A 12,672-nucleotide genomic window follows, 5' to 3' on the forward strand; every position below is an offset into this window, starting at 1 on the left:
GGCGCCTCCTGCCCGCGGCGGCGTCCTGACGGACCTATGTGAACAGGAAGGTGGAGCAGGGTGCACGATCACAGAACGTATGCAACCCATTGTCGTTGTTTGCGTCAAGTGACGGAGGCAGTGGCGATCACGCCACTGCCTCCGTACGGGTCAGATGAGTTGACTGGTCATCAGATGCCGGTGCCGCTGCCGGCGCCGGTCCCGTAGGTGCCGCCGATCGCCGCGGGGTTGACTTCCACGGTGTCCTCGCCGAGAACCGCGCCCGTGCTCTTCTTGCTGCGCCGCAGCCTGCCCTCCAGCCAGCTCGCGAAGCTGGTGAGGAGGAAGTTGACCACGATGAAGATGACCGCCACCCCGATGAAGCTCTGGATGACATCGGCGTAGTTGGCCGCGAACGTGCTGCGCGCGTTGAGCAGCTCCGTGTAGCCGATCATCACGCCGCCCAGCGCGGTGTCCTTCACGATGACCACCAGCTGGCTGACGATGGCCGGCAGCATGGCCGTCACCGCCTGCGGGAGCAGGATGCTCGTCATCGTCTGGCCCTTGCGCAGGCCGATCGCGTGCGCGGCTTCCGTCTGCCCCTTGGGGAGCGCCAGGATGCCGGCCCGGACGATCTCCGCGAGGACCGAGGCGTTGTAGAGCACCAGGCCGGTGACGACCGCGTACAGGGGCCGGTCCTCGGTGGATACGCCCGTGGAGCGGGCGTAGAACTCGTTGGCGAACAGCATCAGCAGGAGCACCGGGATCGAGCGGAAGAACTCGACCACGACTCCGGCCGGCACGCGCACCCACCGGTGGTCGGACATGCGCGAGATGCCGAAGAAGGCGCCCAGCGGGAGGGCGATGACCATGGAGAGTGCGGCGGCCTTCAGGGTGTTGCCGAGGCCCGGCAGCAGATACGTCGTCCAGGCCTCGGACGTGGTGAACGGCTGCCACAGGGACCACTTCAGCTGGCCCTTGTCGTCCATCGTCCGCCAGATCCACCAGGCCAGGACAGCGAGCAGGACGACGAACACCACCGAGAGGAGGACGTTGCGCCGCTTGGCCCGGGGGCCGGGGGCGTCGTAGAGAACCGAGGTCATCGCTTCACCGCCAGTCGCTTGCCCAGCCAGCCGAGGATGAGGCCGGTGGGCAGGGTCAGAACCACGAACCCGAAAGCGAAGACCGCGCCGATGAGCAGCGTCTGGGCCTCGTTCTCGATCATCGTCTTCATCAGATACGCCGCCTCGGCCACGCCGATCGCGGCCGCCACGGTGGTGTTCTTGGTCAGTGCGATCAGTACGTTGGCCAGCGGGCCGATGACCGATCGGAACGCCTGCGGCAGCACGATGAGCCGGAGGGTCTGGCTGAAGCTCAGCCCGATGGCGCGGGCTGCCTCGGCCTGCCCCAGCGGCACGGTGTTGATGCCGGAGCGCACGGCCTCGCAGACGAAGGCCGAGGTGTAGGCGATGAAACCGAGCACCGCCAGCCTGAAGCCCTGGACCTTGAAGTCGGAAGCGCCCATCGTCACGCCGAAGATGTCGGCGAGGCCGAGCGAGTTGAAGACGATGATGACCGTCAGGGGGATGTTCCGGACGATGTTGACGTAGGCGGTGCCGAACCCGCGCATCAGCGGGACCGGGCTGACCCGCATCCCGGCCAGCAGGGTGCCCCAGACCAGGGAGCCGACGGCGGAGAGGACGGTGAGCTTCACCGTCATCCAGAACGCCCCTAGGACGTCATAACCTTGAAGAAAGTCGAACACGATCTCCCGCGCTTCCGGGTGTGTGGCGTACGAGAAGGGCGTGGCGCGCCGCCGCCGTGATCGCGGCGGGCGGCGGCGCGCCCCGGTGGACCCCTGCGTGGCCGCGGTTTCCTGGGGTTACTTGACGATGACGCCGACCTTCGGGGCGGGCTCGTACTTGTAGTGGGCCGGACCGAAGTTCTTCTCGACGTCCTTCTTCCAGGTGCCGTCGCTGACCATGGACTTCAGGGCATCGTTGATCTTGTTGAGGGTCGCGGTGTCACCCTTCTTCACACCGATGCCGTAGTTCTCGTTGCTGAGCTTGAGCCCGAGGAGCTTGAACTGGCCCTTGTACTTGTCCTGCGCGGCATAGCCCGCGAGGATCGAGTCGTCCGTGGTCAGCGCGTCCACAGCGCCGCTCTGGAGGCTGGCGATGCACTCCGAGTAGCCGCTGTTCTCCTTGAGGTTGGCCTTGGGGGCGATCGTCTTCTGGACGTTCTGCGCCGACGTGGAGCCGGTCACGGAGCACAGGTTCTGACCGTTGAGGTCCGTGCCCTTGGTGATCTTCGAGTCCTTCTTCACCAGCAGGTCCTGGTGGGCCAGGAAGTAGGGGCCGGCGAAGTCGACCTTCTGCTTGCGCTCGTCGTTGATCGAGTACGAGGCCACGATGAACTTGACGTCGCCACGCTGGAGGGCGTTCTCGCGGTCGGCGCTCTTGGTCTCGACGAAGTCGATCTGGTTCGGCTTGTAGCCGAGCTTGCCTGCCACGTAGGTCGCCACGTCCACGTCGAAGCCGGAGAAGGAACCGCTCGGCTCCTTCAGGCCCAGGCCGGGCTGGTCGTACTTGATACCGATCTTGATCTTGCCGCCGCCGCTGCTGGAGGAGCCGCTGTCCTTGTTGTCGCTCGACCCACAGGCCGTGGCGGCCAGGGCAAGGGCGAGGACGGCTGCCGAGGCGGCGGTGACCTTGCGGAGCTTCATGATGAACATCCTTTGGCTGGTGAAGTGATGCGGGCCGGCGAGGCGACGCGGGCCGGCGAACGACGCGGGCCGGCGAAGCGATGCGAGCCGGTGGTGGCCGGGCGGGCGAACGTCAGTGGTGAAGGATCTTCGACAGGAAGTCCTTGGCGCGGTCGCTGCGCGGATTGCTGAAGAACTGGTCTGGCGCAGCCTCCTCGACGATCCGGCCGTCCGCCATGAACACCACGCGATTTGCAGCCGATCGTGCGAAACCCATCTCATGGGTGACGACGATCATGGTCATGCCGTCCCGGGCGAGCTGCTGCATGACCTCAAGGACCTCGTTGATCATCTCCGGGTCGAGGGCCGACGTCGGCTCGTCGAAGAGCATGACCTTGGGATCCATGGCCAGGGCCCGCGCGATGGCGACGCGCTGCTGCTGGCCGCCGGAGAGCTGCGCGGGGTACTTGTCCGCCTGCGTGGCCACGCCGACGCGGTCCAGCAGGGCCCGGGCCTTCTCCTCGGCCGTCTTCTTGTCGGCCTTGCGGACCTTGATCTGTCCCAGCATCACGTTCTCGAGCACGGTCTTGTGCGCGAAGAGATTGAAGGACTGGAAGACCATCCCGACATCGGCGCGCAGCCGGGCCAGCGCCTTGCCCTCGTGGGGCAGCGGCTTGCCGTCGATCGCGATCGAGCCCGAGTCGACGGTCTCCAGACGGTTGATGGTGCGGCACAGGGTGGACTTGCCGGACCCGGAGGGCCCGATGACCACGACGACCTCGCCGCGGGCGATCGTCAGATCGATGTCCTGGAGTACATGCAACGCGCCGAAATGCTTGTTGACGCTCTTCAGGACGACCAGCTCGCCGGTTGCGGCCGCGTCTTCCTTGGCCACCGATACTTCGGTCATGGCTCTCTGGCTCCGTCCTCCTCGGTTGCGGAGGACAGTAGTGACGCCCGACGACCAGCGTCATTACATCTGAGGGGAATCTGAGCATCACGATCCGATAGCAATCGGACACGTGTCGTAGCAGTTGGCACGCGCTCGCGTATCGGCCGGGTAACTAAAGCGGCGTGCAACCGGAACCCGCTTGACGCCGTTGTCGTCCATCAGCGTGACTGCCTTGGTGCACGCGCGCGCGTGCCCGGGTTTTTGTATCCATCCTGATCGTACGGCCGATGAACCGAAGGAGGCCCGGATGAGACTGCTCCTCGTCGAGGACGACAACCATGTCGCCGCCGCTCTTTCCGCGGTTCTGGCACGGCACGGTTTCGACGTCACGCACGCGCGTAGCGGCGAGGAAGCTCTCCAGGCGCTGGTTCCGGAGAGTGACGGCTTCGGCGTCGTACTGCTCGACCTGGGGCTGCCCGACCAGGACGGCTACGAGGTCTGCGGCAAGATCCGCAAGCGCACCAGCACCCCGGTGATCATGGTCACCGCCCGCTCCGACGTCCGCTCCCGCATCCACGGCCTCAACCTCGGCGCCGACGACTACGTGGTGAAGCCGTACGACACCGGAGAACTGCTCGCCCGGATCCACGCCGTCAGCCGGCGCACCTCCCACGAGGACGCCGCCGCGGGCACCGAGAGCGGGCTGCGCCTCGGTTCCGTGCTCATCGAGCTGCCCACCCGGCAGGTCAGCGTGGACGGTTCGGTTGTCCAACTGACCCGCAAGGAGTTCGACCTTCTCGCGCTCCTCGCGCAGCGCCCCGGAGTCGTCTTCCGCCGGGAGCAGATCATCAGCGAGGTCTGGCGCACCAGTTGGGAGGGGACCGGACGCACCCTGGAGGTGCACGTCGCGTCCCTGCGCGCCAAACTGCGCATGCCGGCCCTGATCGAGACCGTACGAGGCGTCGGCTACCGGCTCGTCGCCCCGGCCTCGTAGCGTGCACGGGTGCGTACACGTCTTCTTCCGCTGCTCATCGTCCTGATGGCGGCCGTGCTGCTCGCTCTCGGCATCCCGCTCGCGGTGAGCGTGGCCGCCGCTCAGCAGCAGAAGGTCGTCGTCGACCGGATCGACGACACGGCACGCTTCGCGTCCCTGGCCCAGTTCGTCACCGACGCCTGCAGCTCCACGCGTACGTCGACGGACGAGCGCCTGGAGACCCTGGAGAGTGAACTCGGCAGCTACTACGGCGTCTACGGCATCCGTGCCGGCGTGTTCTGCCGCACCGACATTCCCATGGCCCAGGCGCCGGAGACCTTCTTCCTGCCCGAGACAGGCGTCGTGCGCGATGCGTTCAACGAGGCGAAGCTCAGCCGCCGCAGCCATGACCCGAAGCAGGTGTGGCCCTGGCAGCGCAGCCGTCTCGTCGTCGCCTCGCCGGTGATCCGGGACGGCGACGTCGTCGCGGTCGTCGTCACCGACTCGCCCACCGGAGCGCTGCGTTCGCGGATCCTGCACGGCTGGCTGGTCATCGGCGTGGGCGAGATCGCCGCGATGCTGCTGGCCGTCGGTGCCGCGCTCAGGCTGACCGGCTGGGTGCTCAGGCCCGTACGCGTACTGGACGCCACCACCCACTCGATCGCGAGCGGCCGGCTGAAGTCGCGGGTCGCGGCCGCGGGCGGACCGCCGGAACTCAGACGCCTGGCCCGGTCGTTCAACGAGATGGCGGACAACGTCGAGGAGGTCCTGGAGCAGCAGCGCGCCTTCGTCGCCGACGCCTCGCACCAGCTGCGCAACCCCCTCGCCGCGCTGCTGCTGCGCATCGAGCTGCTCGCACTCGAACTGCCGGAGGACAACGAGGAGATCGCGTCGGTCCGCACCGAGGGAAAGCGCCTCGCGGAGGTCCTCGACGACCTGCTCGACCTGGCCCTGGCCGAGCACAACGAGGCCGACCTCCGGGTCACCGACATCGGCGCGCTGACCGCCGAGCGCGTCGCGGCGTGGACGCCGACCGCCGAGGCCAAGGGCGTGCGCCTCGTGGGCAGTTGCCCGCCGACCACCGCCTGGGCCGACCCGGTCACTCTCTCCAGCGCCCTGGACGCGGTGATCGACAACGCGGTCAAGTTCACGCCCGAGGACGAGTGCGTCGAGGTGACGGTCGTGGCCGACGGCGACATCTCGACCGTCGTGGTGACCGACAACGGCCCGGGTCTGACCGACGAGGAGCTCGCCCGCGTCGGCGACCGCTTCTGGCGCAGCGGCCGTCACCAGAACATCAAGGGCTCCGGCCTCGGCCTGTCCATCTCGCGCACGCTGCTTGCGGCGGGCGGCGGATCCATCTCGTACGACCGCCACGAGCCGCACGGACTGACGGTGACGGTGTCGGTGCCGAGGAACAGCCCTACGGCCTGACGAGCAGCTCCAGGGCCCGACGGCCCGCCCTGAGCCACGACGACCTGCCCTTGCTAGGGCTTGACGGACTGGTAGTAGCGCCGGGCGCCCTCGTGCAGTTGCAGCGGGTCGGTGTAGATCGCGGTGCGCAGGTCGACGAGTTGCGCGGAGTGCACGCGCGTGCCGATGCCGTCGCGGCTCCTGATCACCGTGCGGGTCACCCACTCGGTGAGCCGGGGGTCCATGTCCTTGCGTGTCATCAGCAGGTTGGACACCGCCAGTGTCGGCACGGCGAACCCGTTCTGAATGCTGGGGTAGGCCGACTCCGGCATGTTGGTGGCGCGGTAGTAGCGGGTGGCGCCGCCCTGCTCGTGCAGCTTGGCGACAAGGTCGGGACGGATCGGGACGAAGCGGAAGGTGAAGCGGTCGGCCAGCTGCTGCAGGCCCTGCGTCGGCAGCCCGCCCGACCAGAAGAAGGCGTCGATCTTGCCCTGCTTCAGCCGGTCCGGCCCGGTGTCGATGCCGTCGGCGAACGGCCTGATGTCCTTCGCCGCGTCTATGCCCGCCGCCTTGAGCACCCGGTTCGCGATCAGCCGCACACCCGAGCTGGGCGGCCCGATGGCCACCCGCTTGTCCTTCAGGTCCGCGACGGACCTGATGCCCGAGTCGCGCGGCACGACGAGCTGCACGTAGTCGTCGTACAGCCGGGCGACCCCGCGCAGCCGGTCGGCACCGGGACCGCCGCCGAGTTCGTACGTCTCCACGGCGTCGGCCGCGGCGATGGTGAAGTCGGCGCGGCCGGCCGCCACGCGCCGGACGTTCTCCTGCGAACCGTGGCTGGTCTGCAACTCCACCTTCAGGTTCGGCATGTCCTGGTCGAGCGCGGTGCGCAGCAGCTTGGCGTACTGCTGGTACACCCCGGCCTGTGTTCCCGTGCTGATCGTGATCGTCCCGCTCGGAGCCGCCTCGCCCAGGGGCAGCAGCCACCACAGCAGCAGCCCGAACGCGACGAAGCCGGCGGCCGCGCCCTGCAGAGCCCGGCGCCGGCCGAACCGGGGGAACAACTTGGACATGCGAGGGATCCTGCCAGCCGGTAAGCGATGCTGACCAGGGCAGGGGTCACAACCCGATCACGAAGGGGTGTTGTCAGTGCTGGTCGATAAGGTCGCCGCATGAGCTCATCGCCCGCCGACCTGGTCCGCCAATTCCACCTCGCCGTCGGGCTGGCCGCCCGCAGCACGCCCGCCGAGGTCTCGCCCGCGCTGGCGGCCCACCGCGGACAGCTGCTCGCGGAGGAGGCCGCGGAGGTCGCCGAGGTCTCGGTCACGGGCCCGCTCGACAAGCTGGCACACGAACTGGCCGACGTCGTCTACGTCGCCTACGGCACGGCCCTGGTCCACGGCGTCGACCTCGACGCCGTGATCGCCGAGATCCACCGCTCCAACATGACCAAGCTGGGCCCCGACGGCCTGGTCGCCCGCAGAGCCGACGGCAAGGTCCTCAAGGGCGAGCACTACGAGGCCCCGGACGTGTCGGCGGTGCTGCGCCGCCAGGGGTGGGTGCCCGACGGCGCCTGAGTCCTGGGGAGGCCCGCTGGCGCCGTCAGTCCCGTCCCACCGACACGCTCGGCTCCGCCGCCCGGGAGGCGTCCGTACGGGCCGTCCGGCGCTCGCTCAGGCGCCGGGCCAACCGCTCCGTGCAGCGCGCGGTGAGCGGGCCGAGGACGACCAGGATGAGGACGTACGCCGTGGCGAGCGGGCCCAGGGACGGCTCGATCCCGGCACTCACCGCAAGCCCGGCGATGACGATCGAGAACTCGCCGCGTGCCACCAGCGCCCCGCCCGCACGCCAGCGGCCCTTGACCGAGATCCCGGCCCGCCGAGCCGCCCAGTACCCGGTGGCGATCTTCGTCGCCGCCGTGAGCAGGGCCAGCGCGAGCGCGGGCAGCAGGACGGGCGGGATGCTCGCCGGGTCGGTGTGCAGCCCGAAGAACACGAAGAAGACCGCGGCGAACAGGTCGCGCAGCGGGCTCAGCAGGGTGTGCGCGCCCTCCGCGACCTCCCCGGACAGTGCGATGCCGACCAGGAAGGCACCGACTGCGGCCGACACCTGGAGCTGCTGTGCGACGCCTGCGACCAGGATCGTCAGACCCAGCACGACGAGCAGCAGCTTCTCCGGGTCGTCGTTGGAGACGAACCGCGAGATGACACGTCCGTAGCGCACGGCCACGAAGAGGACCAGCCCGGCCGCCCCCAGCGCGACGGCCAGCGTCACGCTTCCGGCCAGCAGCCCGGCCCCGGCCACCAGCGCGGTCACGATGGGCAGGTACACCGCCACCGCCAGGTCCTCCAGCACGAGCACGCTGAGGATCACCGGGGTCTCCCGGTTGCCGACCCGGCCCAGGTCACCCAGTACCTTCGCGATGACACCGGACGACGAGATCCAGGTGACACCGGCCAGCACCACGGCGGCCACCGGCCCCCAGCCGAGCAGCAGTGCCGCGACCGCGCCCGGCACGGCGTTGAGCGCGCAGTCGACCAGGCCCGACGGATAGTGCGCCTTGAGGTTGGTGACCAGGTCACCTGCCGAGTACTCCAGGCCCAGCATCAACAGCAGCAGGATGACGCCGATCTCGGCGCCGATGGCGACGAACTCCTCGCTCGCCCCGAGCGGCAGCAGACCGCCCTCCCCGAAGGCCAGGCCGGCCAGCAGGTACAGCGGAATGGGGGAGAGCTGGAAGCGGCCCGCGGCCCGGCCGAGGAGGCCGAGGCCCAGAAGGATGGAACCGAACTCGATCAACAACACGGCGGAGTGCACCCGTTCACTCCCGCCCGAGTATCGCCGCGGCGGCGTCGACGCCCTCGCGGGTGCCGACGACGATGACGATGTCAGCGCCCGCCAGCCGGAAGTCCGGCGTCGGCGACGGTATGGCCTCGGCCCGGCGCAGCACCGCCACCACGGACGCCCCCGTCTCGGTCCGCATCCGTGTGTCGCCCAGCACCCGCCCGTTCCAGCGCGAGGCCGTGGCCACCTCGATCCGCTCGGCGACCAGGCCCACGTCGGTGGTGTACAGCAGGCTCGTGCTGTGGTGGGACGGCTTCAGCGCGTCGATCAGGGCTCCCGCGTCGGAGCCGGTCAGCCGCAACGACTGCGCACACGAGTCGGGATCGTCGGCGCGGTACACGTTCACCGTGCGCGCGCTGTCGCGGTGCGCCACCACGGACAGATGACGTTGGTCGCGGGTCACCAGGTCGCGGGCGGCCGCCGGTGACGTCCCCAGCGATCACGTCCCCGGCAATGAGGTCCCCCGCGCGCGTGCTGCTCGCAGACGACCACGCGCTCGTACGCCAGGGAGTGCGCCTCATCCTGGACGGCGAGCCGGATCTGACGGTCGTCGCCGAGGCCGGGGACGGGGCCGAGGCGGTGGAGCTGGCACGCGCGCGTGAGCTCGATCCGGCCGTCCTGGACATCGCCATGCCCCGCATGACCGGCCTCCAGGCGGCCCGAGAGCTCTCCCGCCGCCTGCCCGGCCTGCGCATCCTCGTCCTGACGATGTACGACAACGAGCAGTACTTCTTCGAGGCCCTCAAGGCCGGCGCCAGCGGCTACGTCCTGAAGTCCGCCGCCGACCGAGACCTGGTCGGGGCGTGCCGGGCCGCCGGCCGCGACGAACCGTTCGTGTACCCCGGAGCCGAGCGGACCCTCGTCCGCTCCTACCTGGACCGTCTGCACCGGGGCGACGACCTGCCCGCGCGCGCGGTCACCGAACGCGAGGAGGAGATCCTCAAACTGGTCGCCGAGGGGCACACCTCGAAGGAGATCGGCGAGCTGCTCTTCATCAGCGCGAAGACGGTCGAACGCCACCGTGCGAACCTGCTGCACAAACTCGGCATGCGCGACCGCCTGGAGCTCACCCGCTACGCGATCCGCGCGGGCCTCATCGAGCCATGAGCCCCTGGTTGTCCACAGGGCGACCGGAGGCACTCCCGGCACCGCCTACCCTTGTCACATGAGCAGCATCGACCGGAGCCAGGCAGTGGGCGTGAAGACCTACGAAGTCCGCACCTACGGGTGCCAGATGAACGTCCACGACTCCGAGCGATTGTCCGGACTGCTGGAGCAGGCCGGATACGTACGCGCACCCGAGGGCTCCGACGGTGACGCGGACGTCGTCGTCTTCAACACCTGCGCGGTCCGGGAGAACGCCGACAACCGGCTGTACGGCAACCTCGGCCGCCTCGCCCCGATGAAGACGAAGCGGCCCGGCATGCAGATCGCGGTCGGCGGCTGTCTCGCGCAGAAGGACCAGGACACCATCGTGAAGAGGGCGCCCTGGGTGGACGTCGTCTTCGGCACGCACAACATCGGCAAGCTGCCGGTCCTGCTGGAGCGGGCGCGTGTGCAGGAAGAGGCCCAGGTCGAGATCGCCGAGTCCCTGGAGGCGTTCCCGTCCACCCTGCCGACACGGCGCGAGAGCGCGTACGCGGCGTGGGTGTCGATCTCCGTCGGCTGCAACAACACCTGCACCTTCTGCATCGTCCCGGCCCTGCGCGGCAAGGAGAAGGACCGCCGCACCGGCGACATCCTCGCCGAGATCGAGGCGCTGGTCGGCGAGGGCGTCTCCGAGATCACGCTGCTCGGTCAGAACGTCAACGCGTACGGCTCAGACATCGGCGACCGCGAGGCCTTCAGCAAGCTGCTGCGCGCCTGCGGCACGATCGAGGGCCTGGAGCGGGTCCGCTTCACCTCCCCGCATCCGCGCGACTTCACGGACGACGTGATCGCCGCGATGGCCGAGACCCCGAACGTGATGCCGCAGCTGCACATGCCCATGCAGTCCGGCTCGGACACGGTCCTGAAGGCGATGCGCCGCTCGTACCGGCAGGAGCGCTATCTCGGGATCATCGAGAAGGTGCGGGCGGCCATCCCGCACGCCGCCATCACCACCGACATCATCGTGGGCTTCCCCGGCGAGACCGAGGAGGACTTCGAGCAGACCCTGCACGCCGTCCGCGAGGCCAGGTTCGCCCAGGCCTTCACGTTCCAGTACTCCAAGCGCCCCGGCACCCCGGCCGCGACCATGGAGAACCAGATCCCCAAGGAAGTCGTCCAGGCGCGCTACGAGCGTCTCGTCGCCGTCCAGGAGGAGATCTCCTGGGACGAGAACAAGAAGCAGGTCGGCCGCACCCTGGAGCTGATGGTCGCCGAGGGGGAGGGTCGCAAGGACGGCGCCACCCATCGCCTGTCCGGCCGTGCCCCCGACAACCGCCTGGTCCACTTCACCAAGCCCGAGCAGGAGGTGCGCCCCGGGGACGTGGTCACGGTCGAGATAACGTACGCGGCCCCGCACCACCTCCTCGCCGAAGGCGCCGTCCTCGACGTGCGCCGCACGCGCGCGGGGGACGCCTGGGAGAAGCGCAACGCGGCCGAGGCGGCGAAGCCGGTGGGTGTCATGCTGGGCCTGCCGAAGATCGGCGCACCCGAGCCGCTGCCGGTCGCGACGGGGAGCGGCTGCGGCTGCGACTGACCGGAGCCGAGCCGAACGACTTGCCGATGATGTGGACACGGGGGACGTGCTGATGCCTCGATGGGCATTGCTGCTGGACAAACCGCCTGGTGAGGGGCCGTACCGCAGACAGTTCGAGTTGATGGCGACGATCGACGGGACGCGCGGGGAGGCCGAGACACGGTTCGGGGAGCTGGTACGGCTCTACCAGCCCCGGCATCCGATGTACCCGCTGCGGATGCGGCGGTTCCGCACCGGCGACGGCTGGATGCTGGTCGGGGACGGTTCTTCAGGCGGTGTGTTCACGTACCACTTCCTGCTCACCGAGCTGGAATGGGACTCGGGACCGATCACGTACTGAGGCGTACCCTGCCGATCATGCTTGTCGCTGCCGCCGTCTGCCCCTGCCCGCCGCTTCTCGTGCCCGACGTCGCCGCGGGCGCCGCATCCGAGCTGGAGGCCGCGCGCGCCGCGTGCACGGACGCGCTCGGCGTGCTCGCCGCGGCGCGGCCCGACCTCCTCGTGGTCGTCGGTCCTGCCGAAGAGAGCGGACGTGGCACGCATCCGCAGGGCACGCAGGGTTCCTTCCGCGGCTTCGGCGTGGATCTCGGCGTACGGCTCGGGGAGGAGACAGGTGCGGAGTCCGGGCGCGAGCTGCCGCCGTCCCTCGCCGTGGCCGCATGGCTTCTGCAGCGCACGGGGTGGTCCGACGCACCGATCGAGGGACTCGGCGTGGGGGAACCTCTCGCGGCCGAGCGGTGTATCGATGTCGGAAGAGGAATCGCGGCCCGGGCGGGGCGGGTGGCGCTGCTGGTGATGGGCGACGCCAGCGCCTGCCGCACGCTCAAGGCGCCCGGTTACCTCGACGAGCGCGCGGCACCCTTCGACGCGGAGGTCGCGCGTGCGCTGGGGGCTGCGGATCTGGCGGCCATCAGGTCACTCGACGCCGAGCTGGCGTACGAACTGAAGGCATCGGGGCGGGCCCCCTGGCAGGTCCTCGCGGGCGCGGCCGAGGGCGCGGACCTCGCCGGCGCGCTGCTGTACGAGGACGCGCCGTACGGGGTGGGATACGTGGTCGCCACGTGGTCGTAGCGGCGACGCCCGGTCCGGCGTCGTAGACGCGGCAGGCCGGGCAAACGGCGGACGAAGGCCAGGGCAAACGGCGGACGGCAGACGGGACGGAGGGCGGGGCATACGGCGGACGG

At 69.4% G+C, this 12,672-nt stretch carries 14 protein-coding genes; 7 read left to right on the forward strand and 7 right to left on the reverse strand.

Annotation, left to right across the window (positions count from 1 at the left end; all coding sequences use genetic code 11):
- Window positions 1-170: 170 nt before the first annotated feature.
- From OG870_RS33485 to OG870_RS33500, 4 genes are all read right to left on the reverse strand, one after another.
- Entirely contained in the window at window positions 171-1,082 is a 912-nt protein-coding gene (locus tag OG870_RS33485; RefSeq protein ID WP_266522424.1) for an amino acid ABC transporter permease, read from the reverse strand.
- Window positions 1,079-1,744, reverse strand: a complete 666-nt coding sequence (locus OG870_RS33490) for an amino acid ABC transporter permease (RefSeq protein WP_266522426.1) — start codon at window positions 1,742-1,744, stop codon at window positions 1,079-1,081. Before OG870_RS33490 ends, OG870_RS33485 begins: the two co-directional genes overlap by 4 nt.
- A 117-nt stretch (window positions 1,745-1,861) precedes the next feature.
- Entirely contained in the window at window positions 1,862-2,704 is an 843-nt protein-coding gene (locus OG870_RS33495; RefSeq protein WP_266522428.1) for a glutamate ABC transporter substrate-binding protein, read from the reverse strand.
- Between the two features lie 112 nt (window positions 2,705-2,816).
- Complete coding sequence (locus OG870_RS33500) at window positions 2,817-3,593, reverse strand: amino acid ABC transporter ATP-binding protein (RefSeq protein ID WP_266522429.1); 777 nt, start codon at window positions 3,591-3,593, stop codon at window positions 2,817-2,819.
- Between the two features lie 289 nt (window positions 3,594-3,882).
- Between OG870_RS33500 and OG870_RS33505 the strand changes: the two genes are divergently transcribed.
- Window positions 3,883-4,569, forward strand: coding sequence for a response regulator transcription factor (locus OG870_RS33505; RefSeq protein WP_266522430.1), 687 nt, complete (start codon window positions 3,883-3,885; stop codon window positions 4,567-4,569).
- Window positions 4,570-4,578: 9 nt separating this feature from the next.
- Entirely contained in the window at window positions 4,579-5,982 is a 1,404-nt protein-coding gene (locus tag OG870_RS33510) for a sensor histidine kinase (RefSeq protein ID WP_266522431.1), read from the forward strand.
- 53 nt (window positions 5,983-6,035) lie between these two features.
- On the opposite strand, the gene OG870_RS33515 is transcribed toward OG870_RS33510, so the two are convergent.
- Window positions 6,036-7,034 carry a TAXI family TRAP transporter solute-binding subunit gene (locus OG870_RS33515; protein ID WP_266590375.1) on the reverse strand — a complete coding sequence of 333 codons (999 nt, stop codon included), beginning with the start codon at window positions 7,032-7,034 and terminating at the stop codon, window positions 6,036-6,038.
- Window positions 7,035-7,133: 99 nt separating this feature from the next.
- Between OG870_RS33515 and OG870_RS33520 the strand changes: the two genes are divergently transcribed.
- Entirely contained in the window at window positions 7,134-7,538 is a 405-nt protein-coding gene (locus OG870_RS33520) for a MazG nucleotide pyrophosphohydrolase domain-containing protein (RefSeq protein ID WP_266522433.1), read from the forward strand.
- Between the two features lie 25 nt (window positions 7,539-7,563).
- Here OG870_RS33520 and OG870_RS33525 read toward each other — a convergent pair whose 3' ends face one another.
- Complete coding sequence (locus tag OG870_RS33525; RefSeq protein ID WP_266590377.1) at window positions 7,564-8,778, reverse strand: cation:proton antiporter; 1,215 nt, start codon at window positions 8,776-8,778, stop codon at window positions 7,564-7,566.
- Between the two features lie 4 nt (window positions 8,779-8,782).
- The gene (locus tag OG870_RS33530; protein ID WP_266592524.1) at window positions 8,783-9,241 is read right to left on the reverse strand and encodes a cation:proton antiporter regulatory subunit; all 459 of its coding nucleotides are present in this window, start codon (window positions 9,239-9,241) and stop codon (window positions 8,783-8,785) included.
- A 17-nt stretch (window positions 9,242-9,258) separates the two neighbouring features.
- Here OG870_RS33530 and OG870_RS33535 point away from each other — a divergent pair, with 17 nt between their 5' ends.
- Genes OG870_RS33535 through OG870_RS33550 form a run of 4 tightly spaced genes read left to right on the forward strand, consistent with a single transcriptional unit; the run spans window position 9,259 to window position 12,559 of the window.
- Complete coding sequence (locus OG870_RS33535; RefSeq protein WP_266590379.1) at window positions 9,259-9,912, forward strand: response regulator; 654 nt, start codon at window positions 9,259-9,261, stop codon at window positions 9,910-9,912.
- 58 nt (window positions 9,913-9,970) lie between these two features.
- Window positions 9,971-11,488 carry a tRNA (N6-isopentenyl adenosine(37)-C2)-methylthiotransferase MiaB gene (miaB, locus tag OG870_RS33540; protein ID WP_266522434.1) on the forward strand — a complete coding sequence of 506 codons (1,518 nt, stop codon included), beginning with the start codon at window positions 9,971-9,973 and terminating at the stop codon, window positions 11,486-11,488.
- A gap of 52 nt (window positions 11,489-11,540) precedes the next feature.
- Complete coding sequence (locus tag OG870_RS33545; RefSeq protein ID WP_266590381.1) at window positions 11,541-11,828, forward strand: hypothetical protein; 288 nt, start codon at window positions 11,541-11,543, stop codon at window positions 11,826-11,828.
- A 17-nt stretch (window positions 11,829-11,845) separates the two neighbouring features.
- Entirely contained in the window at window positions 11,846-12,559 is a 714-nt protein-coding gene (locus OG870_RS33550; protein WP_266590383.1) for a class III extradiol dioxygenase subunit B-like domain-containing protein, read from the forward strand.
- The last annotated feature ends 113 nt before the right edge of the window (window positions 12,560-12,672 follow it).

It is taken from the genome of Streptomyces sp. NBC_00461 (assembly GCF_036013935.1).
Lineage (GTDB): Bacteria > Actinomycetota > Actinomycetes > Streptomycetales > Streptomycetaceae > Streptomyces.

Excerpts from the sequence above, each read along its gene's own strand:
- miaB (WP_266522434.1), top strand. The coding sequence starts at position 9,971 with ATGAGCAGCATCGACCGGAGCCAGGCAGTGGGCGTGAAGACCTACGAA.
- OG870_RS33485 (WP_266522424.1), bottom strand. The coding sequence starts at position 1,082 with ATGACCTCGGTTCTCTACGACGCCCCCGGCCCCCGGGCCAAGCGGCGC.
- OG870_RS33535 (WP_266590379.1), top strand. The coding sequence starts at position 9,259 with ATGAGGTCCCCCGCGCGCGTGCTGCTCGCAGACGACCACGCGCTCGTA.
- OG870_RS33515 (WP_266590375.1), bottom strand. The coding sequence starts at position 7,034 with ATGTCCAAGTTGTTCCCCCGGTTCGGCCGGCGCCGGGCTCTGCAGGGC.
- OG870_RS33500 (WP_266522429.1), bottom strand. The coding sequence starts at position 3,593 with ATGACCGAAGTATCGGTGGCCAAGGAAGACGCGGCCGCAACCGGCGAG.
- OG870_RS33545 (WP_266590381.1), top strand. The coding sequence starts at position 11,541 with ATGCCTCGATGGGCATTGCTGCTGGACAAACCGCCTGGTGAGGGGCCG.
- OG870_RS33505 (WP_266522430.1), top strand. The coding sequence starts at position 3,883 with ATGAGACTGCTCCTCGTCGAGGACGACAACCATGTCGCCGCCGCTCTT.
- OG870_RS33550 (WP_266590383.1), top strand. The coding sequence starts at position 11,846 with ATGCTTGTCGCTGCCGCCGTCTGCCCCTGCCCGCCGCTTCTCGTGCCC.
- OG870_RS33520 (WP_266522433.1), top strand. The coding sequence starts at position 7,134 with ATGAGCTCATCGCCCGCCGACCTGGTCCGCCAATTCCACCTCGCCGTC.
- OG870_RS33495 (WP_266522428.1), bottom strand. The coding sequence starts at position 2,704 with ATGAAGCTCCGCAAGGTCACCGCCGCCTCGGCAGCCGTCCTCGCCCTT.